This is a genomic window from Inquilinus sp. YAF38 (assembly GCF_052113205.1).
Lineage (GTDB): Bacteria > Pseudomonadota > Alphaproteobacteria > DSM-16000 > Inquilinaceae > Inquilinus.
In genome coordinates this window covers 1-26,528 of sequence record NZ_JBFRCU010000074.1, presented here as the reverse complement: position 1 = coordinate 26,528, position 26,528 = coordinate 1, and the positions used below count along the sequence as shown (strand labels likewise).

General features: G+C 66.7%; 21 protein-coding genes, 1 tRNA gene and 1 riboswitch. Of the genes, 14 read left to right on the top strand and 8 right to left on the bottom strand.

The annotated features are described in order from the left end of the window. Positions 1–108 precede the first annotated feature (108 nt). A complete protein-coding gene (locus tag AB4Z01_RS26615) occupies positions 109–888 on the bottom strand; it encodes a DUF6065 family protein (protein WP_441698881.1) in 780 nt (259 codons plus the stop codon). Positions 889–936: 48 nt separating this feature from the next. Here AB4Z01_RS26615 and AB4Z01_RS26610 point away from each other — a divergent pair, with 48 nt between their 5' ends. Continuing rightward, positions 937–1,710 carry a transporter substrate-binding domain-containing protein gene (locus AB4Z01_RS26610; RefSeq protein ID WP_441698880.1) on the top strand — a complete coding sequence of 258 codons (774 nt, stop codon included), beginning with the start codon at positions 937–939 and terminating at the stop codon, positions 1,708–1,710. A 40-nt stretch (positions 1,711–1,750) separates the two neighbouring features. Here the strand turns inward: AB4Z01_RS26610 and AB4Z01_RS26605 are convergent, their stop codons facing one another. The 5 genes from AB4Z01_RS26605 to coaA all read right to left on the bottom strand — a co-directional run bounded on the left by AB4Z01_RS26605 (position 1,751) and on the right by coaA (position 4,456). Continuing rightward, the gene (locus AB4Z01_RS26605; protein ID WP_429231246.1) at positions 1,751–1,981 is read right to left on the bottom strand and encodes a hypothetical protein; all 231 of its coding nucleotides are present in this window, start codon (positions 1,979–1,981) and stop codon (positions 1,751–1,753) included. Positions 1,982–2,006: 25 nt separating this feature from the next. After that, on the bottom strand, positions 2,007–2,204 hold the full coding sequence (locus tag AB4Z01_RS26600; protein ID WP_441698879.1) for a hypothetical protein: 198 nt from the start codon (positions 2,202–2,204) through the stop codon (positions 2,007–2,009). Between the two features lie 105 nt (positions 2,205–2,309). Further along, a complete protein-coding gene (locus tag AB4Z01_RS26595; RefSeq protein ID WP_034847508.1) occupies positions 2,310–2,519 on the bottom strand; it encodes a cold-shock protein in 210 nt (69 codons plus the stop codon). Positions 2,520–2,732: 213 nt separating this feature from the next. Further along, a complete protein-coding gene (locus AB4Z01_RS26590) occupies positions 2,733–3,494 on the bottom strand; it encodes a phosphotransferase family protein (RefSeq protein ID WP_441698878.1) in 762 nt (253 codons plus the stop codon). 2 nt (positions 3,495–3,496) lie between these two features. Further along, the gene (coaA, locus tag AB4Z01_RS26585; RefSeq protein ID WP_441698877.1) at positions 3,497–4,456 is read right to left on the bottom strand and encodes a type I pantothenate kinase; all 960 of its coding nucleotides are present in this window, start codon (positions 4,454–4,456) and stop codon (positions 3,497–3,499) included. A 104-nt stretch (positions 4,457–4,560) separates the two neighbouring features. After that, positions 4,561–4,670: riboswitch (SAM-I-IV-variant riboswitch) on the top strand. A gap of 44 nt (positions 4,671–4,714) precedes the next feature. On the opposite strand from coaA, the gene AB4Z01_RS26580 reads away from it, so the two are divergent. Beyond that, a complete protein-coding gene (locus tag AB4Z01_RS26580; protein ID WP_441698876.1) occupies positions 4,715–4,990 on the top strand; it encodes a hypothetical protein in 276 nt (91 codons plus the stop codon). Positions 4,991–5,116: 126 nt separating this feature from the next. On the opposite strand, the gene phaC is transcribed toward AB4Z01_RS26580, so the two are convergent. After that, complete coding sequence (phaC, locus tag AB4Z01_RS26575; protein ID WP_441698897.1) at positions 5,117–6,847, bottom strand: class I poly(R)-hydroxyalkanoic acid synthase; 1,731 nt, start codon at positions 6,845–6,847, stop codon at positions 5,117–5,119. A gap of 354 nt (positions 6,848–7,201) precedes the next feature. On the opposite strand from phaC, the gene AB4Z01_RS26570 reads away from it, so the two are divergent. From AB4Z01_RS26570 to AB4Z01_RS26525, 10 genes are all read left to right on the top strand, one after another. Continuing rightward, complete coding sequence (locus AB4Z01_RS26570) at positions 7,202–8,227, top strand: OmpA family protein (protein WP_441698875.1); 1,026 nt, start codon at positions 7,202–7,204, stop codon at positions 8,225–8,227. Between the two features lie 43 nt (positions 8,228–8,270). Then, positions 8,271–9,494 carry an LL-diaminopimelate aminotransferase gene (locus tag AB4Z01_RS26565; RefSeq protein ID WP_441698874.1) on the top strand — a complete coding sequence of 408 codons (1,224 nt, stop codon included), beginning with the start codon at positions 8,271–8,273 and terminating at the stop codon, positions 9,492–9,494. Continuing rightward, complete coding sequence (locus tag AB4Z01_RS26560) at positions 9,491–10,783, top strand: homoserine dehydrogenase (protein ID WP_441698873.1); 1,293 nt, start codon at positions 9,491–9,493, stop codon at positions 10,781–10,783. The genes AB4Z01_RS26565 and AB4Z01_RS26560 overlap by 4 nt, the downstream gene beginning before the upstream one ends. A 144-nt stretch (positions 10,784–10,927) precedes the next feature. After that, entirely contained in the window at positions 10,928–11,899 is a 972-nt protein-coding gene (glpX, locus tag AB4Z01_RS26555) for a class II fructose-bisphosphatase (RefSeq protein WP_441698896.1), read from the top strand. Positions 11,900–11,965: 66 nt separating this feature from the next. Beyond that, positions 11,966–13,771, top strand: coding sequence for a single-stranded-DNA-specific exonuclease RecJ (gene recJ / locus AB4Z01_RS26550; protein ID WP_441698872.1), 1,806 nt, complete (start codon positions 11,966–11,968; stop codon positions 13,769–13,771). A gap of 38 nt (positions 13,772–13,809) precedes the next feature. Next, positions 13,810–13,885 (top strand) — tRNA-Glu (locus AB4Z01_RS26545). 458 nt (positions 13,886–14,343) lie between these two features. Continuing rightward, positions 14,344–14,568 carry a helix-turn-helix domain-containing protein gene (locus tag AB4Z01_RS26540; protein ID WP_441698871.1) on the top strand — a complete coding sequence of 75 codons (225 nt, stop codon included), beginning with the start codon at positions 14,344–14,346 and terminating at the stop codon, positions 14,566–14,568. Between the two features lie 7 nt (positions 14,569–14,575). Continuing rightward, positions 14,576–15,001, top strand: a complete 426-nt coding sequence (locus AB4Z01_RS26535) for a hypothetical protein (protein ID WP_441698870.1) — start codon at positions 14,576–14,578, stop codon at positions 14,999–15,001. 1,583 nt (positions 15,002–16,584) lie between these two features. Beyond that, a complete protein-coding gene (locus AB4Z01_RS26530) occupies positions 16,585–23,442 on the top strand; it encodes an FG-GAP-like repeat-containing protein (RefSeq protein ID WP_441698869.1) in 6,858 nt (2,285 codons plus the stop codon). A gap of 52 nt (positions 23,443–23,494) precedes the next feature. Then, positions 23,495–24,064, top strand: coding sequence for a hypothetical protein (locus tag AB4Z01_RS26525; protein ID WP_441698868.1), 570 nt, complete (start codon positions 23,495–23,497; stop codon positions 24,062–24,064). A 234-nt stretch (positions 24,065–24,298) separates the two neighbouring features. Here the strand turns inward: AB4Z01_RS26525 and AB4Z01_RS26520 are convergent, their stop codons facing one another. Next, positions 24,299–24,715 (bottom strand): terminase large subunit, encoded by a 417-nt coding sequence (locus AB4Z01_RS26520; RefSeq protein ID WP_441698867.1) that lies wholly within the window; start codon positions 24,713–24,715, stop codon positions 24,299–24,301. A gap of 89 nt (positions 24,716–24,804) precedes the next feature. Here AB4Z01_RS26520 and AB4Z01_RS26515 point away from each other — a divergent pair, with 89 nt between their 5' ends. Both AB4Z01_RS26515 and gspM read left to right on the top strand, forming a co-directional pair. Beyond that, the gene (locus AB4Z01_RS26515) at positions 24,805–25,851 is read left to right on the top strand and encodes a PilN domain-containing protein (RefSeq protein ID WP_441698866.1); all 1,047 of its coding nucleotides are present in this window, start codon (positions 24,805–24,807) and stop codon (positions 25,849–25,851) included. Between the two features lie 2 nt (positions 25,852–25,853). Beyond that, positions 25,854–26,399, top strand: a complete 546-nt coding sequence (gspM, locus tag AB4Z01_RS26510) for a type II secretion system protein GspM (RefSeq protein WP_441698865.1) — start codon at positions 25,854–25,856, stop codon at positions 26,397–26,399. The last annotated feature ends 129 nt before the right edge of the window (positions 26,400–26,528 follow it).

Below are 26,528 nucleotides of genomic sequence, written 5' to 3'. Positions count from 1 at the left end.
TTTGTCGAGCCCCGGGCCAGCCCTCACCCGGTCGTCCTGCGGACGCCCGACCTCTCCCGCCAGGCGGGAGAGGCAACGCAAAAAGGCTGACCTGTCTCTATCTGAGGTTCACCCCTCCTTGAACGGCTTCAGCCGCAGCTTGATCTGGTGTTGCGCCGCCGGGGTGCCGTCCGTGTCCAGGCCGCGGTAATAGCCTTTCTGCCACTTCGCCTCATTGGCGTCGGTGCCGGGCACCGGCAGGTCGGCCAGGAAATCGGTGCGGCCCTGGTGGAAGGCCCAGTAGCGCGCCTCCAGCGCCGGGTCGTCGGACAGCGGCCGGACCTCCGGCTCGACCGCCTCGACCGCGTCGCGCGCCAGCGGGAAGAACAGGCAGAAGGGCTCGCCGGCGGCGAACTCGACCAGGTGGTTCGGCCGGGTGAAGCGCCAGTTCATGGTGAAGCCATAGGGCGACCAGTCGGTCTCGACCACCCCGGTCAGCGGCGCGATGCCGTCCTTCGGCGCGTTGGTCGGGCCGGAGACCCAGAGGTTGCAGCCCGGCTCGGTGCGCAGCAGCAGCGGCACATGGAAGGTCAGGATGCCGCTGCCGAAATGCCCGACCGCCGGTGCAGCACCGTCTTCGGACGCCTCGACCCGCACCGATTCCGGAGCCGTGCCGCCATCCCACCAGGCCCGGATCGGGGCCGGGCACAGGATCTCCCAGCCATGGGCGTTGGCGATGTTCAGCGGCAGGCAGCGATAGGCGAAGCCTTCCGGCGTCGCCGACATCCAGTCGCGCGTGGCCGGGGCCGGCCGGATCTCCAGATGGGTCCCGCCGATGGTGTAGGCGATCAGCTTCATGGCGGCGATGGTAGCCGCGACCGGCCGCGCGGACGAGGCTGTTGGTGGCATCCCATTCGTCCGACTAAGATCCCAGCCGAATCAGATCCGGGAGGAATCATGCGCCTGCTTGCCGCCGCCGCTCTGCTGCTCGTTCTGCCTGCCGCCGCGGCCGCGGCGGATCGCGTCGACACGCTCGACGCCGTGGCCAAGGCCGGAGTGCTGAAGGTCTGCACCACCGGCGACTACAAGCCCTTCACCTATCTCGACCCGGCCAAGGGCGAGTATGAGGGCATCGACATCGACATGGCCAAGGATCTGGCCGCCGCGCTCGGGGTGAAGGTGGAGTTCGTCAAGACCAGCTGGAAGACGCTGATGGCGGATTTCACCGGCGGCGCCTGCGACATGGCGATGGGCGGCATCAGCGTGAGCTTGCCGCGTCAGAAGCAAGCCTTCTTCAGCATCCCGATCGATGTCGACGGCAAGACGCCGATCACCCGGTGCGAGACTATCGACAAATTCCAGACGGTGGAGCAGATCGACCAGCCCGGCGTCAGGGTGATCGAGCCACCAGGGGGCACCAACGAGGCCTTCGTGCGCGAGAGAATCAAATCGGCGGAGATCACCATCTTCCCGGACAACACCAAGATCTTCGATGAGATCCTGGCCGGCCGGGCCGATGTGATGATCACCGATGCCAGCGAGACCCGGCTGCAGCAGAAGCTGCGCCCCGGCCTGTGCGCCGTGCATCCGGACCAGCCCTTCACCTTCGCCGAGAAGGCCTATCTGCTGCCGCGCGGCGACGTGGTGTTCAAGGCCTTCGTCGACCAGTGGCTGAATCTGCGCCTGAATGACGGCAGCCACGCAAAATTCAGCGCGACGTGGATGGGATGAGGTGGAGAGGCGGCGGCTCTCGGGCCGCCGCGCCGGTCGGCTATTGGCCGCGCAGGCGGGTCATGGTCTTGATCGGACCGCGGGGATTGCCGGACATCTCGGCGATCTTGCGGTCCTGGGCCTCGATGAACGCACGCACGGGGGCCTCGCCGTCCAGCCCATCGGCTTCGGCGCGCGGTACCTTGCGGTTCGAGCTCAGCGTGCCGTCCTGGTAGACGACGTTGAACAGCACGAAGGTGCTGTCATTGGATTGTTTCTTGCTCCGGGCCATGGTGGCACTCCGGTGACGGTTCGGGTCAGGACGACTCGGTCTGGTCGTCCTGGGGCGTGTCGCCGTCCTGGGGCATGTCGCCATCCTGGGGCGCGTCGCCATCCAGCCCGGCCTTGCGGCGGGCGCTCTCCTCCTCGCGCTTCTGCAGCTTCTCCTGCTTCTTCTGCTCCTTGGCGCGGTTGCGCTCGCTGCGCTGCTGATTGTAGTTCGGCTTGAACGGCATGACCGCCTCCCTCTGGCGCGACGCTTCCGCAGTATCGCAGGTCTGTCACAAGAAAAGGAGCGCCCGACGAGCGGGCGCTCCTGTTCCGCTCTGCAGCTCGAAGGCTCAGACGGCCTTCAGATTCTCCGCCGAGGTCTTGCCGCGCTTCGGGTCGCGCTGCTCCTCGTAGGAAATCTGCTGGCCTTCGTTCAGGCCACGCAGGCCGGCGCGCTCAACGGCCGAGATGTGGACGAACACGTCCGGGCCGCCGCTCTCCGGCTGAATGAAGCCGAAGCCTTTGGTGCTGTTGAACCACTTGACGGTGCCGATCGGCATCGCTTTCCTCCAACTAAGGGTCGCGCCGCACGAACTCGCACGACGCATCAGACGGTAACGGGGGAAGGCGAGGGATCCGCGGCCGCAAGGGCATGGCAGGCCGGCCGTCCGAACCAGAATGACCCTCTAAACATGGGGGAGGATGCGCGAATTGGCAAGTTCGACGACGAAATCGGCCGGAAACCCGCCGTTTGCCGCGGATTCGGCCGGGGGTCAGGGCGGTGATTCCGACCTAGCCATCGCCATCAGCGCCTTGATTTCGTCCGGCACACCCTCCACCAGGCGGGCGGCCGCGACCACGGGCAGCCACGCCAGGATCTGGTCCCGGCCCTCGCCCGCGGCGGCAGCATACGCGTCGACATAGGCTGCGGCCAGCGCCGGCGCGGCGGGATGGATCAGCACATAGGAGCGGCAGGCGTCGGCCGCCGGATCGCCGGCGCAGGCGTTGGGCCAGTCGACCACCACCTCGCGGCCGGGCGGGCCCAGGATGTTCCAGGGATGGAAATCGCCATGGCATAGCCGGTCGCCATCCGGCAGACCGGCGAGGGTGTCCAGCAGCCGGCGCGCGAGGGTCCGGCCCAGCATCCCGGCCGCACGGCCGATATTCGCCGCCAGCCGTGGCTTCAGGCCGGCGAGATGCGTGGCCGGGCGGCCGTGGATCTCCCGGTGCAGCCGGACCATCCGCTCCAGCCCGGCCACGGCCTCGCCAGGCCCGCGGAGGATGGCTTCGGCGAGGGGCGGGCCTTCGGCCCGGGTCATCGCGATGCCCCAGCGGCCGTCGGCCTGCCCGACGCCGCGGACCGACGGCACCGGCAGCCCGTGGGATTCGACCAGGGCCAGCACCGACGCCTCGTGCAGCGCCGCCAGCTTCGGCGCAGCCACCGTCGCCCGGTACAGCTTGACCACCCGATCGCCGGCGTCGAAGACCTCGGCCTCCTTGCCCGATCCGATCAGCGGTCCGAGGCGCAGGTCCATGGCTACATCCGGCGCAGGGCGACGGCGTCGACCGAATGATCGGCGGACTTGTGCAGCACCAACCGGGCGCGCTGCCGGGTCGGCAGGATGTTCTCGCGCAGGTTCACCCCGTTGATCTGGTCCCAGATCTCCCGGGCGGCGCGGCGGGCCTCGGCCTCCGGCAGGTCGCGCTGGTGATGGAAGTAGGAGGAAGGGTCCCGGAACGCGGTGCGCTGCAGCAGCAGGCGGCGCTCGACGAACCAGCGGGCGATGTCCTCCTCCTCGGCGTCGACATAGACCGAGAAATCGAAGAAGTCGGAGGTGACGACCGACGCCCCGGCCGGGGCCTGCAGCACGTTAAGCCCCTCGAAGACCAGGATGTCCGGCCGGCGGACCACCTGCTTCGCGCCGGGCAGGATGTCGTAGGCGAGGTGGGAATAGACGGGCGCCTCGACCTCCGGCCCGCCCGATTTCACCGCGGCCAGGAAGCCGATCATGCGGCGCAGATCGTAGCTCTCGGGGAAACCCTTGCGGCGCATCAGCCCACGCTCCTCCAGCACCGACTTCGGCCACAGGAAGCCGTCGGTGGTCACCAGCTCGACCCGCGGATGGTCGGGCCAGCGCGACAGCAGCAGGCGCAGCAGCCGGGCGAAGGTGCTCTTGCCGACGGCGACGCTGCCGGCGATGCCGATGATGTAGGGCGGGGGCGGGCCGGGCCGGCCGAGGAAGGCGTCCTGCACCCCGTCCAGCCGGCGGGCGGCGGCGACGTGCAGGTTCAGCAGGCGGGACAGCGGCAGCAGGATGTCGGCGACATCGGCCGGCGACACCGGCTCGTTCAGCCCGCGCAGCTCGGCCAACTCGGCCTCGGACAGCGCCATCGGCGTCGAGGCCCGCAGCGCCGCCCATTCGGCCCGGGTGAAGCGATCATAGGCGTTCGGCCGCGCCGCGAAGAGATCAGGCACCGGCCGGGAGGGATCGGACATCGCTGGCTCGCCGCTGGAGGACGGCCCAGGGTCGGACGATCCGGGGGGCGGAGGCAAGGGCACTCTATCCCTCTTGCGCCGCGCCGCGGCCCGCGCTAAACCCGGCCTCGCATCCAGAGCTGGGCTGACGCCCACGCCAACCTGCCTCCCGGGCAAGGTGGTGGCCTCTCGCAAGAGGGGCGATGCGGCCGGACCGGCAACCAAACGGGTCGAAAGCCGCGCGTCAGCCCTCCTCGCAACCGCGATGGAGGGTTTTTCATGTCTGCATACCAGTCCGCGGCGATCCCGCTGGCCCATCCCGGCGACACCGTCGAGCGGCTCGACGACCGCCTTTGTCCCCACTCGCGCGACCCGCAGCGGCGCGAGATCCTGTACGCCGTGGTGCATCGCGGCGCCGGGCCGTGGACCCATCTCTACCGCGTCGTCGTCACCGCCACGCTGCGGCCCGAGATCCATCTCGACCGGGTGCTGGAAGGCGATCGCCTGGCCGAGCTGCGGCGGGCTTATGCGGCGGTGGATGAGCTGGCGGCTTGAGGCGGAGCCGGCCCCCTCCCTCCTTGTCATGCCCGGGCTTGACCCGGGCATCCAGAAGGTCTCGACATCCTCTGGATTGCCGGGTCAAGCCCGGCAATGACAGTTAAGAGAGAGCGGTTTGGAGCCCTATGTCGCCCGCACGTAGCGCCCGGGGGCGTCCTCGATCGGGGACAACCCGCCGTCGCCCGGCTGGCGGGCCGGGACTTGGCCGCCGGTGTGGCGGGCGACCCATTTCTGCCATTCCGGCCACCACGAGCCCTCGACCTGCTCGGCGGCTTGGAGCCAAGCCTCCGGGGTCTTCGGCGTACGCGTGTTGACCCAGTGGCAGTACTTCTTCGCCGCCGGCGGGTTGACCACCCCGGCGATGTGGCCCGAGGCGCTGAGGCAGAAGCGCACCGGCCCGCCGAACAGCTGGGTCCCGGCATAGGTCGAGGCCCAGGGCGCGATGTGGTCGTCGCGTGTCGACAGCATGAAGGTCGGGGTCTTCACCGTGGTCAGGTCGATCGGCACCCCGGCCAGGGTGATGCCGCCGGGCTGCGCCAGCCGGTTCTCCTGATACATGTTGCGCAGGTAGAAGCTGTGCATCGCGGCCGGCATCCGGGTCGCGTCGCTGTTCCAGTACAAAAGGTCGAAGGGGAAGGGGTCCTTGCCCAGCAGGTAGTTGCTGACGACGAAGGACCAGATCAAGTCGTTGGCGCGCAGCAGGTTGAAGGTCGTGGCCATCGCCGAGCCTTCGAGATAGCCCTTGCCGGACATCTTCGTCTCGATCGTCCGCAGCTGCTCCTCGTCGACGAAGATGCCGAGCTCGCCCGGATCGGTGAAGTCGGTCAGCGTGGTCAGGTAGGTGGCGCTCTTGACCCGGTCCGCCTCGCCCTTGGCCGTCATCCAGGCCAGGGTGCAGGCCAGCAGCGTGCCGCCGAGGCAATAGCCGATGACGTTGACCTCGCGCTCGCCGGTCGCCTGCTCGATCGCGCCGAGCGCCGCCAGTGACCCTTCCAGCATGTAGTCGGCGAAGCTCTTGTCCGCCAGCTGCCCGTCCGGGTTGACCCAGGAGACGACAAAGACGGTGTGGCCCTGCTCGACCGCCCAGCGGATCAGGCTGTTCTGCGGCTTCAGGTCGAGGATGTAGAACTTGTTGATCCAGGGCGGGATGATCAGCAGCGGCCGCCGCGCCACCGTCTCGGTCGCCGGGTCGTACTGGATCAGCTGCATCAGCTCGGTCTCGAACACCACCTTACCGGGGGTGACGGCGATGTTGCGGCCGATCTCGAAGGCGCTGCGGTCGGTCATGGTGATGGCCAGCCGGCCCTGGCCGCGCTCCAGGTCGGCCAGCATGTTCTCGAGGCCCTTGACCAGGTTCTCACCGCGCGACTCCACTGTGCTGCGCAGCACCTCGGGGTTGGTGGCGACGAAGTTCGACGGCGACATCGCGTCGATGAACTGCCTGGTATAGAAATCGACCTTCTTCGCGCTCTTGGCGTCCAGCCCCTCGACCTCGCGCACCGAKCCCTGCAGCCAGCGTGCGGTCAGCAGGTAGGACTGCTTGATGAAGTCGAACACCGCGACCTCGCTCCAGGCCGGGTCCTTGAAGCGCTTGTCGCCCTTCTCCGCCGCCACCACCGGCTCCGCCTCCTGGCCCAGCATGCGCTGGGCGGTGCGGCTCCACAGCGTGGCGTAGTCCTGCCACAGCGACATCTGGGTCTGCATCAGCCGGGTCGGGTCGGCCATCAGCCGCTGGGTCATGGCCAGGAAGGCCGAGCCGATGTTGAGCGGGTCGAGCTCCGGCGCCTCGGCGCGGCCCTGCTTCTCCAGGAAAGCGGTGATCAGCCGGGCGCTGCGCTCGCCGATCTCGATCATGCGGCGGCCCAGCTCGGCCGGATCAGCCGCCGGCGCGGTCTCGGGAACGGGCGCGCCGGGTTTGGCCTGGACGGTCGGCTCGGCTTCGCCGGGCTTCGTCCGGGCCTTGGGTTCCGCTTCGCCGGACTTCGTCCGACTCTTAGGCACAGCTTCGCCGGACTTTGTCCGGGTGGGGGCGGTGCGGGCGCGCTCGGTCATGGGGAAGGATCTCCGGTCTGCGGCGGCGTTGCCCGAGGCGCGGATTCGGGTGTCGAATGCCGCTTATCTGCCACTTTGCACGGCCATCCTCTTTCCAGTCCACCCTTTCAACGAAGTGTGCTAGGCACGTGCCCCATGCGTCGCACCGGCTCTCTCATGATCACTTCCGCCCGCCCCGGCCTTCCGGTCCGTGGCGCCGTTGTTACCGTCGCCCTGGGCCTCGTCCTCGCGGGCTGCGGCGGCCGCATCTTCGACGGCACGCCCTATGCGGGCGACGTCCAGGCCTCCGTGCCGAAGGCCGAGACCGCCGAGGTCACGCCGCTCGGCGTGGCTGAGCAGCCGCCGGTGCCCAGCGTTGGCGGACCCCTGGGCACGGCGCAGGCGGGCGACACCAAGACCTATTCGCTGCCGGCCATGGCCCAGACCGACGCCGACCGCGCGGCGATGCAGCAGGCGCGGGCCCAGCAGGCGCAGCAGCAGGCCGGGGCGCAGCAGCAGCGCCGGGCGCAGATCGAGGCGCAGCGCCAGGCCGCCTTCCAGCGCCAGCAGCAGGCCGCGCAGCAGCAGGCGGCGGCCCAGCAGGCGCAGCAGCAGCCGACCGGCACGGTCGCGCCGTTGACCTTCGGCCAGCGCCGCAACACCGCCGCCCCGCCGGCGATGGACTCGATGCCGCGCCCGGCCTCGCAGCAGGCCTACCCCAATCTCGCCACGGTGCCGGAGAAGCCGACCGACCTGCCGACGCCGGAGCAGCAGGCCGCGGTGCGCAGCCAGCTCGAGGCCGACCGCGCCGCCTCGGGCGCGCCCGGCTCGCTCAGCTTCGGCAACAAGCCGGCCGGCCAGGCCGCGGCGGCCCCGGCGGCGGAGGCGAAGCCGGCCTTCAGCTTCAACAACCGGGTTGCCGGCACGGTGAAGTTCGACGGCGGCAGCGCCGCCCTGCCGGCCTCGGCCAACAGCACCATCGAGAATGTCGCCAAGACGGCGCAGAGCCCGAAGCTGCGGGTGGTCGGCTACGGCGCCGGCGACGGCGCGGCCCAGGCCAAGCCGCGGGCCGAGGCGGTGGCCGCGGCGCTGCGAGCGGCCGGCGTCGACCCGTCCCGAATCGTCACCGGCGGCGCGGCCGACACCCGGCCGAACATCACCGACGGCCAGGCCGCCCGCGTCGAAATCTATCTCGCCCAATAAGCTCTGCACCGGACGCCCCGACGGGCGTCGGGGGGATACGTCGATGACCGATCAGGACTTCCACCGAATCAAGCGCCTGCCGCCCTATGTGTTCGCCGAGGTGAACGCGATGAAGGCGGCGGCGCGAGCTCGGGGCGAGGACATCATCGATCTCGGCATGGGCAACCCGGACGGGCCGCCGCCGAAGCATGTGATCGAGAAGCTGACCGAGGCGGCGCAGAACCCGCGCAGCCACGGCTATTCGACCTCACGCGGCATCCCGGGGCTGCGCCGGGCTCAGGCCGCCTATTACCAGCGCCGCTTCGGGGTTCAGCTCGACCCCGAGAGCGAGATCGTCGTCACCATCGGGTCGAAGGAAGGCCTGGCCAACCTGGCCCAGGCGATCACCAGCCCGGGCGACATCATCCTGGTGCCGAACCCCAGCTACCCGATCCACATGTTCGGCTTCATCATCGCCGGCGCGTCGGTGCGGTCGCTGCCGCCGGTCGCGCCAGGGGGCAGCTTCCTCGAGGTGCTGGAGCGGGCGGTGCGGCACAGCGTGCCGAAGCCGACCGCGCTGGTGCTGAACTATCCGTCGAATCCGACCGCCGAGGTGGTGGATCTCGAATTCTACCGGCCGATCGTCCAGTTCTGTCGCCAGCACGGCATCTGGATCCTATCCGACCTGGCCTATGCCGAGATCTATTTCGACACGGCGCCGCCGCCCTCGATCCTGGCGATCCCCGAGGCGCGCGACATCGCGGTCGAGTTCACCTCGCTGAGCAAGACCTATTCCATGGCCGGATGGCGCATCGGCTTCGCCGCCGGCAACAAGCGCCTGATCGCCGCGCTGGCGCGGGTGAAGTCCTATGTCGACTATGGCGCATTCACCCCGCTGCAGGTGGCGGCGACCGCGGCGATCAATGGGCCGCAGGACTTCGTCGACGAGATGCGGGCGCGCTACCGCCTGCGCCGCGACACGCTGATCGAAGGGCTGCGCGCCGCCGGCTGGCCGGTGGAGAAGCCCGAGGCCAGCATGTTCGTCTGGGCTGCGATCCCGGAGGCCTTCGCCAGCATGGGGTCGCTCGCCTTCTCCAAGCTGCTGCTGGAGGAGGCCGGGGTGGCGGTGGCGCCGGGCGTCGGCTTCGGCGAATACGGCGACGGCCATGTCCGCATCGCCCTGGTCGAGAACCATCAGCGCATCCGCCAGGCCTGCAAGAATATAAAGACGTTCCTGAGCCGGCGGCGCAACGATCCGCAGCCGGTCAGCCTGAAAGCGGTATCGTGACGCCGGTGCTGAAGATCGGAATCGCCGGCCTCGGCACGGTGGGCGGCGGCGTGCTGCGCCTGCTGCAGGCGCATGCCGAGCTGCTGGCCCAGCGCAGCGGCCGGCGCATCGTCGTCGCCGCCGTCTCGGCCCGCGACCGCCATCGCGACCGCGGCGTCCCGCTGGACGGCGTGCGCTGGTACGACGATGCGGTGGCGCTGGCCGCCGACCCCGAGATCGACGTGGTGGTCGAGCTGATCGGCGGCGCCAACGGCATCGCCAAGGCGGTGTGCGAGACCGCGATCGCCCATGGCAAGCAGGTGGTCACCGCCAACAAGGCGCTGCTGGCCGTGCATGGCGCGGATCTCGCCGCCCGGGCCGAGGAAGCCGGCGTGGCGCTGGCCTTCGAGGCGGCGGTGGCCGGCGGCATCCCGGCAATCAAGGGGCTGCGCGAGGGGCTGGCCGGCAACCGTATCGACGGCGTGTTCGGCATCCTCAACGGCACTTGCAACTACATCCTGACCGAGATGCGGACCACGGGCCGCGAGTTCTCGGAGGTGCTGGCCGAGGCTCAGAAGCTCGGTTACGCCGAGACCGATCCCAGCTTCGACGTCGACGGCGTCGACGCCGCGCACAAGCTGGCAGTGCTGGCAGCCCTGGCGTTCAACGCCCGGGTCGAGTTCGACGACCTGCACATCGAGGGCATCCGCCAGATCTCGGCGCTCGACATCGCCTATGCGCAGGAGCTGGGCTACCGCATCAAGCTGCTCGGCATCGCCCGGCGCACCGATGAGGGGCTGTCGCTGCGGGTCCATCCCTGCATGGTGGCGGAGGCCTCGCCGATCGCCCATGTCGAAGGCGTGTTCAACGCCGTGGTGGCGCAGGGCGACTTCGTCGGCCAGGTGATGATGACCGGCCGCGGTGCCGGCGCCGGCCCGACCGCCTCGGCCGTCGTCGCCGACCTGGTCGATCTGGCCCGCGGCCTGAAGGTGCCGGTGCTCGGCATCCCGGCCGCGCAGCTCGAACGCGCCGTCGTGCTGCCGATGGACCATCGCCGCGGCGCCTACTACTTGCGACTGATGGTGGTGGACCGGCCGGGCGTGATCGCCGACGTGGCCGCGGCGATGCGCGACCAGCAGATCTCGGTCGAAAGCCTGCTGCAGCGCGGCCGGTCGCCCGGCGACGCGGTGCCGCTGGTGATCGTCACCCATGAGACCGACGAGGCGGCAATGGCCCGGCTGCTGGCGGCGCTGGGCGCGCTGGATGCGGTGCTGGAGCCGCCGCATGTCATCCGCATCGAAGACCTGTGATCATTCCCGGTACCGGCTGCCGTTGAAAGCCGGTACACCCGTCGCACGATGTGTCCGCCGCCGCCCGCAAGGGCCGGATGCGGCGGAGACGAGACCGAGAGGATCGGAGAGACGATGAAACGGCCGGAAACCAAGTCCCAGGCGATGGACCGCAATCTCGCGCTCGAGGTGGTGCGGGTGACGGAAGCCGCAGCCCTCTCCGCGTCGCGGCTGATGGGCCGCGGCGACGAGCGCCAGGCGGACCAGGCGGCGGTCGATGCGATGCGCCAGGCGCTGAACAGCCTGGCCATCGAGGGCGAGGTGGTGATCGGCGAGGGCGAGCGCGACGAGGCGCCGATGCTCTATATCGGCGAGAAGGTCGGCGCCGGCGACGGGCCGGAGATCGACATCGCGCTGGACCCGCTGGAAGGCACCACCATCACCGCCAAGGGCGGCCCGAACGCGCTGGCGGTCATCGCCATGGCCAACAAGGGCGGCTTCCTGAAGGCGCCCGATGTCTACATGGACAAGATCGCGGTCGGCGGCGACCTGCCGAAGGACCTGATCGACATCGACTCGACCCCGGCGCAGAACCTGAAGGCGCTGGCGCTGGCCAAGCGGGTCTCGGTGTCCGACCTCGTGGTCTGCGTGCTGGACCGGCCGCGGCATCAGGAGCTGATCGCCAAGGTGCGCGAGGCCGGCGCCCGGATCATGCTGATCTCTGACGGCGACGTCTCCGGCGTCATCGCCACGTCCACGCCCGAGGCCGGCGTCGACATGTATCTCGGCACCGGCGGCGCGCCCGAGGGCGTGCTGGCGGCCTCGGCGCTGCGCTGCATCGGCGGCCAGATGCAGGGCCGCCTGCTGTTCCGCAACGATGACGAGCGCGAGCGCGCCAAGCGCCAGGGCATCGAGGATTTCAGCCGCGTCTACGGGCTGATGGATCTGGCCGGCGGCGACGTCATGTTCGCGGCCACCGGCGTCACCACCGGCCCGATGCTGCGCGGCGTCCGCTTGATCCCGGGCGGGGCGATCACCCATTCGATCGTGATGCGGTCGAAGAGCGGCACGGTCCGGACCATCGAGGCGCGTCACGATTTCCGCCGCAAGGCCGGGTTCGAGTTCGTCGGCGGCTAAGCCCGGCGGATGGCGGCCGACGGGGGCGGCCGGGGAGGGGCTGGCGATGACCACAAGGCGGGAGCGTTGACCGCGCCGGCGCTGTTCGGCGTCGAACGCTCCGCCAAGGGCGCGCGCTGGATCGGCCGCGCCGCCGACGACCGGCTGGCGCTGGCCCTCTCGCAGCGCCACGCCCTGCCGGAGATCGTCGCCCGGGTGCTGGCGGCGCGCGGAATCGGCCTGGACGACGCGCCCGCCTTCCTCAATCCGACGCTGCGGGCGCTGCTGCCCGACCCCTCGGTGCTGCGCGACATGGATCGCGCGGCCGAACGCATCGCCCGGGCGGTGACCGGCGGCGAGGGCATCGCCGTGTTCGGCGACTACGATGTCGACGGCGCCACCTCGACCGCGCTGATGACCCGCTACTTGCGCGCGGTCGGGGTCGAGCCCCAGATCCACATCCCCGACCGCATCGCCGAGGGCTATGGCCCGAACGCCCAGGCGCTGGAGAAGCTGCGCTCGGGCGGCGCCGGGCTGGTGATCACGGTCGATTGCGGCACCACCGCCTTCGACGCGCTGGAAGGCGCCGCCGCCTCGGGCCTCGACGTCGTGGTGATCGACCACCACACGGCCGAGCCGCGGCTGCCCAAGGTGTCGGCGGTGGTCAATCCGAACCGGCTGGACCAGGATCCCGGCCTCGGCCAGCTTGCCGCCTGCGGCGTCACCTTCCTGACGCTGGTGGCGCTGAACCGCACGCTGCGCCAGGCGGGCGTGTTCGCATCCTCAAGTGGAGGTGGGCGGGCAGAGCCGGACCTGATGGCGCTGCTCGACCTGGTGGCGCTCGGCACCATCTGCGACGTGGTGCCGCTGACCGGGCTGAACCGGGCGCTGGTGGGGCAGGGGCTGAAGGTGATGGCGCAGCGCCGCAACACCGGCCTGGCCGCCCTGGCCGATGTGGCGCGGGTGACCGAGACGGTCGACGCCTATCACGCCGGCTACATCCTGGGCCCGCGGATCAATGCCGGCGGCCGCATCGGCCGGGCCGATCTCGGCGCCCGGCTGCTGGCCACCGAGGACAAGGCCGAGGCGGCGCGGATCGCGGCCCTCTTGGACGAGCACAATGTCGACCGCAAGACGGTCGAGGCCGAGGTGATGGCGGCGGCGATCGCTCAGGTCGAAGCCTCGGACTCGGGACCGGTGATCGTGATCGCGGGCGAAGGCTGGCACCCGGGCGTGGTCGGCATCGTCGCCGGCCGGCTGCGTGAGCGCTACGGCCGTCCGTCCTGCGTCGTCGGCGTCGAGGGCGGCATCGGCAAGGCGTCCGGCCGCTCGGTCCCCGGGGTCGATCTCGGCGCCGCGGTGATCGCGGCACGCCAGGCCGGCCTGCTGCTTTCGGGTGGGGGCCACCGCATGGCGGCGGGCTTCACCGTACGGCAGGAGCGGGTGGCCGAGCTCCGCGCCTATCTCACGGAGCATATCGACGGCCAGGTCGCGGCGCAGCCCGGGGAGCCGATGGTGCCGCTGGTCGAGCTCGACGGCACGCTAGTGGTCGAGGCGGCGACGGTCGAGCTGGCGGAGACGCTGTGCCGGCTCGGCCCCTACGGCGCCGGCAACCCGGAGCCGCGCTTCGCCCTGCCGCGGGTGCGGGTGGTGGCGGCGTCGGTCGTCGGCGGCGGCGGCCATGTCGCTTGCACCCTGGTCGGGCCCGATGGCGGCCGGCTGCGCGCGATCGCCTTCCGCTGCGCCGACCAGCCGGTGGGCCAGGCGCTGCTGCGCCGCGACGCGCTGCTGCATGTCGCCGGCACGCTGCGGCTGGACCGCTGGAACGGCAATGTCCGGGTGCAGCTGTTCATCGAGGATGTGGCGCCGCTCTGGGGGGCGGAAAGCGCTTGATTTCCGCGGCCGCTGCGGTTAGGTCTCTGCGCCGCGCCGACCCCTTCGTCTAGAGGCCTAGGACACCGCCCTTTCACGGCGGTAACACGGGTTCGAATCCCGTAGGGGTCGCCAACGATTTCAATAACTTAGCCTCGCTTCGCGCGGGGCTTTGTCGTTTTTGCCGCCAAATTGCCGCATGGCTGCTGGGATTCGATCGCGGCAGATCCGGTCCGTTCACAAACGTCAGCCTCGATGGGTGGGCATCGCACCCCAGCTCTTCCGGGCGGAATCCGCCCTGACCCCTGGGGGATAGTCCATCGCGGCGCCATAACCTTGTGCCGACCACCGATACAAAATTTTTTGGCTCGGCGGAATTCGAGAATTCCGATGCTCGTCGTCAGAAATCGCCAGAGATCGCCAGTCGATTCATGTGGCTGAAATAAAATCTACCGATAAATGCGGCTTCCTTATAGCGGACCGCAATACAATAGCAATACGCGAAACGATTTAACATTGCTTTTAAAATACTTGATTGTCGAACTGTCGTGCATGATTGTTCTCGGAGTCTTCGTGACTTTGGATGCCATGTGATGAAGAGGCGTGCCAAGTGTGCGGCGTCGCCCGGTCCTGTGCTTCACGATCTGTCCGTTACGGCGGAGATGCTTGGTGGCATCAGCCTGCGGACCTTGCGCCGCATGATCGAAGACGGGCGCATCCGCACCGTCCTGGTGGGGCGACGCCGGGTGATGGTCGCCAGGGTGGATATCGATGCTTTCGTGGCGGCGGCGCGGCTCGACCGCCCCGCCAATCGATAGTCGGTCCATGCAGCCTGACGCTACGGTGACCGGTGGCGATCGCGATGCGGTGTCGGTTCTGTACAGCGGGTATTCGCACCAGGTCCAGGCCAAGCGGATCAGGCCGGACGGGAACGGCGGTATCGCCATCGTACCCTATGGCCATGCCGCGTGGTTCTCAGTCCGCCAGGTGCCGGTCGACTCGATCGATGGCATCTATCAGTTGCTTGTGCACATCCAAGGCGACCCGCGTAAGTCCATCCTGCGCGATGAGCCGATGCCTGGCATCAACAGGGACTGCACCCGGCGTCTGTCGAGGGATCGGCAGGGGGAGAAGGATCCGCTGGTCCATCCGTTGACGAAGCGTCCGGACGAGGGAAGCAAACCTTCAGGCCGGTGCCGCGCCTGCAGGCAGATCTTGCCGACACGCCGGCCAAGGAGACCCATGAGATGACGATCGAGGAAATGGACGCGGAACTGGCCGCCCTCAAGCAGGCCGTTGTCCGGCGCTCCGCTCAGGCCGCAGGTTTGGCGGAGCGCGATCGAACGCTGGACGCGGCCTTCGAGTAAGCTGCGCTTTCACAGCCCTTCGGCTATCCAAGGTGCCGCCCAGGCTGCGTAAGCAGTGGCGCCGGGCGGGGAAAATCCATCCCTAGCCTATCGGTGATCTCGTGGATGGCCAGATCCGGAAGCCGGACGAGCCGTCCGACGTGTGCGGGGTCAGGATCATGTATCCGCGTGACCCAAAGCTTGAGCCTAAGACCGGATTCTACTGGCTGCCTGCATCTGTCGTACAGGGCGAAGCGGGAGATGAGCGATCCCGGCCCGCTGCGGATCACCCGACAGGAGATCGCCGGAAGCGAGGCCAAGCGCCGTCTGGCCGATGTCCGGGCCGGTCAGGTGGACCGCTGGGCCTAGATCCTGATGGAGCAGCGGCGCACGGGCAGGCTCGGCCTTGCGGGAGCCGGCACGGGCAGGCCAGATCTCGGCTGGCGTGAGAGTGCGCTGGAGCGGCGTGGGATTGAGCTGGCGCCCAACGAAACCGGCCTGACCGACGTGCCCCGGCTGCATGCCGCCAAGCCAACCAAGGCCAGTTCCTGGTGGATGAAATCTGACGCTTGGTACCCGTGATGTAGGTCGGCTTGGGGCGGAAAGCGGAAGTTGCACCTAAGGTCGCTGAATGGCCGCTCCGCACGATAGGGGACATGCGATCCCGGGGGCCGAATGCTATTAGTGCAATGCGCGATAATGGCGATTATCGCGCATTGGAAAGCTTATTGCGCGGCAAGCGAGGGGATGACCGGGCCGGTGACGACCAGGATGGCGCCGCGTCGGCGGCCTCGACAGCAAGGGCGCGCCGATCGACAGGGCGGATCAGACGCCATCGGCGGCTCCTTCAGGTTGTAGGGCTTGTCCCGCAGGTCCCGAGTTGTTGAACGCGGGTAGTCAGCTCGATTGGCGAGCGAAGCGCCGGCGAACCAGTTCGCTGCAGCCCTGGCCGGGGCATGGTCGTTCGACCGATACGACGCCACGCACCGGTGGGGCAGGGGAGGCGGACGGTCGATCACGTGGCACGCCTCGCCTGCGCTGTTCGACCCCGAGACGGGGCGCCCCGACATGCGCGCCGCCGGGCCGTCGCTGTGCTCTCGAAATGAAGGACGGCCGCGTTCGGAGCCATATCAGGAATATTTGCGGGGGTGGCTTGCGCACGATCTCGGACTGCGATTAAACTTTTATTCATGTTCATCTGACATTGGACCGACGCCCGCGGGGAGGGCAGTCGGCACAAGCTCGATACAACCTCATTTTTACGGGCATCGGCAGACGATGCCGGGCCGGGGAGATTGTGACAATGGCGTCAGTCCCAGACCAGTGAGCGATTGAGGAGTGCCACCTCGGCCACAGGGCCGGTGGCGATATGCGGATAGCCTCGAAACGATGACGAACGCTCAGCCAAGCCGATCCGGCCTGATCCTGCCCTGAGAGCAGGCGACCCGGAGCAAGGCGTCGCTGTAGCGCGCGGGTGGGGGAGAGATCATGCGGGCGGATGTTCGGTTCTGGTCGGGTGCAGTCGTGCGCCCGGCATGGTGCAAGGTGCGTGCGGTTTCGGTGTCGCTGCTGGTGCTGGCGGCGCTGTCGGGGGCACCGGTCGTCCGGGCTCAGGACGAAGCGCCCGTACCAGAGTCGACGGGGCCGGAGGCATTGATCCCGTCGGACGAGGCGCCAGCAGCGGAGGCGCCGGCTTCGCCGGAACCCGAGACGGTCGAAGCCGAGCCTGACGCCGCCACCGAGGAACCAGCGGCCGCTGCGGTCGCGGTCGCCGATGCGGCGGGGACGCCGTCGGACGACCCGGCCATGAAGATGCTGTCCTTGCCGGTGCTGGCCAATGCGCCGGCGCCGGCGTCCTTCAACGGCAGCTACACCACCGAGGTGCCGATCCAGGTCCCGGAATTCCGGGGCCTCGAGCCGAAGCTGAGCCTCGTCTACGATTCCAGCCAGGGCATGAAAGCTGGTGGACTTTACGGCGGGTTCGTCGGGACCGGCTGGCGGGTGGCCGGCTTGCCGGATGTGGTGCGGGCGTCTCCGGTCAAGGGTGTCGCGGGTCTTCACGAGTCCGACGTCTTCCTGCTGGACGGACAAGAGCTGATCGCCTGCGCCGATCCTTGGTGGGACTGGGCGCCCAGCTGCGTTGCCGGAGGCACCCACGCCACCCGGATCGAAAGCTACCGCCGGATCACGCGTGACGCGCCCAACAATCAGTGGCTGGTAAAGGATCCCGACGGTACTGAGTGGGTCTACAGCCACGTGAAAGTGGGCACAGTGGGCCCGGCGGCTGCGGCGGCGTCAACGGAAGTCTCAGCGGCGACCGAGGCAACCAGTGGTGAGGCAATAACCAGCGCATCCCTAGAGGAAGTCCCGGAATCGCCGCCAGTCGCAGAAGTTGAGCCGGAAACCATCGGCGAAACTGGTCCGGTGATCGGCGTCGAGCCGGGTCCGGGTCTCGGCGATCCGACGATGCAGGAGGTGGTGGAAGACGAGCCGGCCGGGGAGGCCGCGTGGGTTGTCGAGGATGACGTGGTCGTCCCCGACCAGACCGAGCCTGTCGAACCGACCGGCGAAGTCTCCGAGACAGTGCCGGTCGAGACCAGGACTTTGTCGCTGGCTGCGCAGGCGATCACCGCGAACGAACAGGAACTGGCAGACACCCGCTTCCGGTGGTTGCTCACCTCCGTCGAGGACCCCCACGGCAACAGGGTAAACTACAGCTATTATTGCCCGACGGTACCGGTCTGCTGGCCGACAGAGGTGACCTACAACGGCATCAAGATCGAGTTCCTTCGATACAAAGGCGCCACCACCCAGACGCGAGCCATCGGCAACGGGTTGGCTTACATGGACCAGAGGCTGGATCGCATCGCGGTTTCTGTCGGCGGTTCGATCCAGCGGAGCTATGTCCTGCAATACGACACCAGCAGAGCGACCGGGCTTGCGAGGCTGAAGTCGGTGAAGCAGGTCGGGAGCAACAACGTCGATTCGCTGCTGTGGAACTTCAGCTATGCCGATATAGACGTCCGCGAATCGCCTATCTGGTTCGAGCCGCACAGCACCACAATCGACTGGAACGGCAATCTGAGTCCCACCTATGCGGACCTGAACGGCGACGCCCGGCAGGACGTGGTAACCGTGCTCGAGCGGGTGGAGAAAAACGTCGCCGACGACGACACCGATGACATTCGCAGATGCCTCATCAGCGTTCGACTCTCCGTGCGCGTGTGGCCGACCGGAGAAGACGAGCAGGATGTTCTGCAGGTGAATAATGCGCCGCCCGTCCAGGCGCTCGACGACGACATTTGTGACCCGGGTGACAAGCCTGGAAAGGGCAAGAATTATAGCTATCGAACCGGCGATTTTAATGGTGATGGCAAAGCCGATATCGCTCATATTTCCGGTAAAAAGGTCGTTGTTTATATATCGAATTGGTCTAGTTCCGGAATGTGGTATGGAATGTATGGGTTCGATATCGCTAATCCCGAGAAATACTGTAGCCGCACCGATCCGTTCGATTGCGATGAGGATCGGGTCGACGGCAGCGACGTCGTACTGGCGGATGTCGACGGCGATGGTCGGGTGGAGTTCGTCGTCACCGCTGAAAACAACGGCGCCCCCCATCCATATACGAAGCGGAAGGTCTGGTATTGGAAGGCCACCGGAGGCTTTGCCTCGACGCCCATTACTCTCACCATCGGCGATGACGAGAAAGTCATCGCGGCGCCCGACCTGAACGGCAACGGCCGACAGGAGTTGGTGGTTTCGAAGGTCAGGGTGGACGGCACTGGTTCGGCAGTGCTGGAGCATCGGACCGGCAGCCGGTTCTACATGGAGAGGACGGCGGAGAACGTCATGGCGAGCGGCTGGCGCTACGCCGGTACGCAGGGCGATTTCAACGGGGACGGCGCCACCGATATTGCCAATTTGTTCTTCGACAACGCGGGTCGGGTTACGCTCTCTAGTTCAAATTCGTACGGCCACAAGCTGGCGAAATATTCCGAGTATTATTTTGGTGAGAAGCGCTGCCTGAACGAGAATTGCGGCTTGTTCTCCGGAGACTTCGACGGCGACGGCCGGTCCGACATCCTGGTCAGCAACCTCGTGGACGGGGTGTTCGGGAGCAACCGGCATGCGGCCATCCTGCTGTCGCGGGGCGGCGGCTATTGGCAGAAATGGGAGGCTCCCCAGGGCATCCTGAATTTCACCGATGGGGTCGAGGGGGTCGCCGACTTCAACGGTGACGGCAAGGCAGACATCGTCCGCCGGAATAACAAGACCCTGACCATCATGTACTCGCCGGTAGGGCGGGGTCTGCAGTCGGTTGTTCCCGACCTTCTGACGTGGATCAAGAACCCGATCGGCGGTCAGACCTGGATCGGCTATACCCCGTCATCGGATCAACAGCGCTTCAGCAACGTCAACCTGCCTTTCGTGCAGCAGACCGTTCGCTGGGTGAAGCAATGGGATGGCGTCGGACCGCAAGACCAGACCACCTTCAGTTATACCGGCGGCCGCTGGGACGCGAGCGAGCGACGCTTTCTCGGCTTCTCCAGCGCCTTCGTCGTGCGGCCGGGCAGTAGAACTGGACCCTGGGTTCCGCCAGGTGTCCAGTATGACTTCATGCAGACCGTGGCGTCCGCGGGCAAGGTGAAGAAGATCAGCTATTATGCTGGCTCCAGCAATACGACCGCGCTGCTGCGGGAGGAACGGGAGGAATACAAGGAGACGCCGCGCAACGACAGCGTGCGGATGCCGTATAAATCAGTTAACATTTCAAGCACGGTCGCTCTTGTCGACTGGAACACCAGCAAGGAGAATTCCACATACAATTATAAGCGAACCGAGAGGGAATTCGACATCTACGGTAACGTGACCAAGCTGAAGGAGCTCGGGCACCATGTTCCCAATCCTTACAACAATCCCAACATTCCCAATCCCGCAGATGTCCTGCTCGATGACCGAGTCACGCAGACCTGGTTCGTTCCGCCCATCAAATATGGCCAGTACATTGTCGACCGTCCCGCCAATAGGGTGCTTCACGACAGCGGCGGCACCATCGTCAGGCAGACCCTGTTCGTCTACGATCTTCAGTCCGACTACAATAAGGCGCCCACAAAAGGCGACTTGACGACCGAGCTGCGAGGGCTCTTCGGTTCAAACGGTCGCTGGTTGGGGCGATATTTCACGTATGACAGCTTGGGCAACCAGATCACGGCGGCCCAGAGAGCCAGGTCGGACCAGGTCATCTACACTCAAACCACGTATGACGACAAGTTCCATCTCTATCCGGTGCGAGTGGTTCGGCAGACAGGGTCATCAGCTCCCCCACAGATCACCGAAGCCAGCGTCCACCCAGTGTGCCAGAAGACCTTGACGACGACGGACGTGAAGGGCCAGGTCTCGACGTGGTTCTACGACGGGCTGTGCCGGCCGACTAAGCTGCTCAAGCCCGGCGGCGACTATGAACAATGGCTGTATCTGAACGTCGGCAATCCTGCGGAACAGAAGATCGAAAGCCGGCGACTCGGCCCGGCCGGCCAGGATTTCATCAGCAGCCGCAGCCAATTCGACGGACTTGGTCGGGTCCGGCACACCTGGTCTGACGGTCCGGATGGAAAGACGATCGTTGTCGATAAGGAGTATGACGGCCGCGGCAATCTCATAAGGGAGGCTGTACCGTACTATTCCAGCGACTATTCCCCGGCGAATCCTGCACCTCAAACAACGTATCAGTTCGATGCGCTGGACCGGCAGATCGCCCGGACCCTGCCGGACAACCGGACCTATGTCATGGAGTACGGTTTCAATCCCGGCGTTGAGTCGTTCCGTTGGGAGGCGACATTCGATCCGCTGCCGGATCGACGGAAGATCTCGGCGACGCGCTATGACGCCTTCGGCCGGGTGCGCGCGACCGAGCAGTACAAGGAGGACGGCACCCAGGTGAACACGACCTTCACGTGGGACGCGGCGGACCAGCTCATCAAGATCGAAGACCCGATCAAGGCGTTGTGGGTCTACAAATACGACACGCTGGGCCGGCGGATATCCGTATGGGACCCGGATCTCGGGCCTTCGATATACCAGTACGATGCCGCCGACCGATTGGTGCGGCAGACGGACTATCAAGGCACGGTGATCAGCCTCACCTACGACGCGCTCAGCCGGGTGACCCGCAAGCGCGTGCGGAAGAACGGTGAGCCGGCGACGGGAGGGCAGGTCACCGATTATTTCTACGATGGCGCCATAGTGGGATCGGGAAATTGGAACAAGGGGCAACTGGTGCGCCAGGTGAATGCCGTCGGCCGCCTGTGCTCGGATTACGACCTTGCCGGCCGGATGGTGCGACAGAGATGGACGCTGTGGCCGGAGGGGGCAAGCAGCGCGACCAAGGCGATCCCCTGCACCACCCAGCCGGACCCGACGGGAACCCTCACCGCTACCACCGAGTATGACGCGGGCGGCCGGGTGCTGGGGCGCAGCTATCCGGACAGAGACCAGATCGGGCAAATCGGGACGAGCGGGACGGATGGCCGCTGGCGCTATGACGCAGCCGGGCGCCTCAGAGAAATCCCGGGTTTCGTGGCTTTTACCTACAACGCGTCGGGCCAGCCGCTGACGACGTACTACGCCATTGACGCGAACACGAACGGCGGCGTCACCACGACCAACACCTACGACCCCAGACGGCTTTGGCTCGTCGACCGCACGACGACCCAGCCTGGCTCAGGAGGTTCTTCGACGACGCGGTTTTATGCCCGCTATGGCCACGATGCTAAGACAGGCCTGATCTCCACGGCCAACATTTCCAACGGGACCACCGCGGAGAGCTGGACCTACACCTATGACGGCATGTTCCGCCTGACTGACGCGGTTTCTAACAACGCCGCTCGCACAGAGCGATTTGTGTACGATTGGGCCGGGCGGATGACCAAACGGACTGCCCTCGGGGTGGACCAAATTTACATCTATCCAGCCATATCGACTGATCCGAGCCAACCGACGCGACCGCATGCGCCGAAGGGCGTCGGAGGTAACACGTACGAGTGGGACGCTGTCGGGAATCTCAGCAAGGGACCGAACACGGAGCGGGTTTTCGAATGGGACGGCGAGAACCGGCCCATTTCGGTTACAAAGTCCGCCGCCACGGGAACATCGGTTGTCAGGTTCCAGTACGGCCCGGACGGGACGCGCTGGAGGAAGGTTCTTCCGCCGGTCGCTGGTTGCCCGGCGGGAGCACATCTCCCCGTGGTGGACAGCTTCGGTCCGGATCTCGAGCGAAAGATCGATATCACCTGCACCAGCACCACCTGGAGTGAGCGTGAGACCTGGACGAAGTACCCGCATCCAGATGTGAAGCGGGTCGGCAGCGGCGCTGCCGTGGCGACCTATTATCTGCACCGCGACGGCCTGAACACGGTCCGGATGGTGACCAACCGAAACGGGGGGTACGAGGAGTTTTCGACCTACACGCCCTATGGCGAGCGCACGCAGACGCCGGCGGCGACGGGGACGACCGAGGAGACGAAGGGCTACATCGGCGAGCGGGAAGACCCCGAGGTCGACCTGGTCTACCTCAACGCCCGCTACTACGACCCGGCGATCGGACGGTTCATTTCGCCGGACTGGTGGGATCCGAACCTGTCGGGGGTGGGGACCAACCGGTATGCGTACGCCTTCAATGATCCGATCAATAAGAGCGATCCGAGCGGCCACATCGCTCCAGCTATTGTTTATGGCTTTGCGCTTGCCATTGACACAGCCCCCGTCTGGGGACCTGCAGTTGGGAGATTCGTTGCGACGATCGCGGTTCGTACAGCCATCTCTGCTGGTATCGTTACATTAGCCAGCGATGCCCCCGTGAAACAGCCGGATCCAAATGCTCTTCCAAACGGGGCTTTTGACAATGCAGATGCCGATCTTCACAAGCGCGCCGTTGCGGCATATCTGACGCGACAAGCCGCTACGCCACAGGGCGCAGTTCTATCCACGGATAGTGGATCGACTGATGAAGGCGAGCAGCCAAAACCGCAAGCGCAGCCACAGCCGCAAGCGCAGCCACAACCGCAAGCGCAGCCACCGGCTGGTGCGATGACGCCCGATCAGGAGGCGCTCAAGGGTTTGGTCGACGAGGTCACGCTTGGTGGGCGCAAGCGGCTGAGCAAGGAAGATGCAGACACGGTGCTCGATTGGGCTGACGAAACTGGATATCCTGGAGTAAGAGCCAAGCCGGGAGATGTTCAGTCTCCTTCCAACTGGAAAGGTGGGGGGGGACAAGAACATATTCACGTACCGGGAGCAGGCCGAGGAGGGCATGTCCCCGTGGAGCCTGGTGTCACGCCGCGCTAGGAGATGTATTGTGGTTCGAATAAATGGATACATGGTTGTCCGACAGCCAGATATGGCAACGAAAGCCAGTGGTGAAGAACCAAAGCAATTTGCTGGAAAGAAATATCGCGGAATTGATCGTCTCCCATGGGAGGATGTTGAGCTTCTTTACTACAATGGGTCCCGTGATCTTCTGGTAAAGGATCTCATGGAGGCTTTAGGCAGCAGCAGCTTGTCGCGGTTTGGGATTCGGGCAATACCGGAGTTTTCTCTGGCAAAGAAAGTTTTTGATAGTTTTCCGGAAAGAAATGAGATAATCGCGGTATCCGTGGAGAAAGCGGGTGATCTGTTCGGTGAAATTCTTGATTACTTCGAAATTGACGGTGATATATCGTTTCTTGGTTTTGATGAGATGGCGCATAGAGAATGGTCTATAATTGCAGAAGGGCCTTGCGTTAGTCCTGAGAATTTTGACTCTTTCAAAGAAAGATTGAATAATTATTGTCTGTTAGATAGTGTCGAAGATTCAATTCGGCTGAGGGAGGAATATTTAAATTTAGCAAAAGAAAACATTGTCGAACCGCTGATGGAGAATCCTGAGTTTTTGACTATTTCAATTTACAAGATATCCGCAGTTTCTTGATCAATACGGTGAATCTACATCAAATTGTCATGGCCGGGCGTTCGCTGGAACTGCAGTGAGCTAAGTCAGAAGAATTCGGGTGACATGGGCGATCGGAGGCCCAATGCCGACGAGACCAGGAAATCCGCCCGCAGTTTCCCGTCGTACAAAGTCTACGTCCGCCCATCGCCGCGCTGAGCGACATGTTTGGAAACCTCGGAAAGACCACATGCGCCGTCATGTCCCCCGGGGCTGTCACCGCCATCTCGGCGAGACCCGTCCGACCAACTTTATCGAGCTGTCATAGCCACCGCGCCTGAGCCCCTCGATAGCATAGCGCAGGGCATCAACCGCATGGTTCTCGCGGTCATCCAGTTCGGACGGGATCTCACCGGTCTTCGGGTCGGTGCGGTAGCTGTACAGCGCCAGCTCGTCGATCAGGTGGCGGTAGCGCGGATGCACCACGATATCGTGCGCCTTCAGGAACTCGACCCCGTCCTTCACAGACCCCGTCCCCTTGGTCGATCCCGCGATTCGAACCCAACATCCCGCGTCGCGGCCTCTCGATCCAGTTACTTCGCGCCGCGATCTCAACCCATAAAGCGCGGACGTATCTTGCCTCTCCCGCGGGAGGGGCCGGAGGCGCTTCTCCTCTGGGCTTGCCGGCAGCATCGGCGATGGCGCTTGCCAGCGGCGCCGTCCTTCTACTTCTATGGAGGAATAGTCTCCGCGCCTGATCCAGGCCTTTTTCAGGCTGAGCCATGTCGCAGTCGTCGCCGTTTCACATGCTGCACCGGTCCTGGGGCCGCATCCTCGCATGGTGGCTCGGCGAGCTGGTGGGCTTTCTGCCCCAGCGGTTGACGGGCACCATCGGTCCGCGCCACCGGCTGCCGATCGCAAGGCCGACCGGACATGGTTGGGTGGTGGAGGTCGGTGCCAAGGTTCGGAGCCTGGCCGACTGGGCTGCGCGGAACCGGTGGAGTCCGGTCGTGCTGCGCCTGTCGCCCGAGGCCGGCCTGTCACGAGAGCTGGCGCTCCCAGCCGCGGCGTTGTCATCCCTGCCGGATCTGCTGCGGCGGGAGATGGACCGGCTGATGCCTTGGCGCGGCGACGAAGTGTGGCTCTCCGCCCAGATGCTGCGCCGCACGGAAGGCGGACGCAAGATCGAGGTCGAACTGACCGTGGTGCCGGACACCGCGGTCGAACCGGCCCGGCGCGCCCTGGCCGGCCTCGACGTGCCGATCGCAGCGATCGAGCTGGACGGTCCCGGCGGCAAGCGCATCCTGCTCCCGCCTGGCGAGGACCGCGCTGCGGCGGGGCGCCGCCGGCTGCGGCGCGCGGCGCTGGCCGTCGCCGCCCTGTTCGCCCTCGCGGCGGTCGGTGCCGGCGGATGGATCGGCTGGCAGAGCTGGCAGCGCGGCCAGGAGATCGCGGCGCTGCAGATGCGGATCGCGGCTGCGCGGCCGGCGGCGGAGGAGGTGGGGCGGCTGCGGCAGGAGATCCCCGAACTGTCGGACAGCCAGCGCTTCCTCGACGAAAAGCGCCGGTCCGTCCCGGTGGCGTCGATCGTGCTGGAATCCGTGAGCCGGCTGCTGCCCGACGATGTCTGGCTGACCGATCTGTCGATCGCGGACACGGCGCTGCGCGCCGGCGGCAGCGCGACGGATGCCTCCGCTCTGATCGGCGTGCTCGAAGGCTCGGGCCGGTTCGCCGATACCCGCTTCCTGGCCCCGAGCACGCGCGACCGCGAGACCGGCCGCGACCGGTTCAGCGTCGGTGCCCGCATCGAGCCGCGGCTGGAGCCCTGAGCATGGCCCGGTTCCCGACGCGCTGGCTGGCCCTGGCCCTGCTGATCGCTCTGGTCGCGATCCCGCTCGCCGGGCTCGGCGTCGCCCTGTCCGCCCTGTGGCGGGCCGACGCCGAAGCCGAGGCGCTGGCCGACACAGCGTCTCGCTTCGAGGCGGTCGCCGCCACCCGGCCCGATCTTGCTGCCCGGCGCGATACGCTGAAGGCGGGGCTGGGGCAGGGCGAGCGCTTCCTCGGCGGCGCCGGCGTGGCGATCAGCGGCGCCGAGCTGCAGCGCCTGGTCGCCGACATCGCCGCCCGGTCGGAGGCGCAGATCGACAACGCTCTGGTGCTGCCGGCGCGGGCAGAGGGGGCGTATCAGCGCATCGGGCTGCGGGTGTCGCTGTCGACCGGGATCGGGCCGCTGCAGCGCATCCTCCACGCGCTTGAGGCCGGGCAGCCGAGCCTGTTCGTCGACGCGCTGCAGATCCGGGCCGAGGATCTGGCAGCGGACCCCGTCCTGTCCGTCACCTTCGACGTCTATGGCTACCGGCCGGGAGGGGCGGTGTGAGCTGGCATCCCCTGACCTGGATCGTCCTGGCCGCCGGCGGGATCGCGGTGCCCGCCGCCCTGCTGCTGCCCGACGGCTCCACGGCGCCGGTCGCCGCTGTCGAGCGCGCCGATGCCCCGGCGCCCCGGC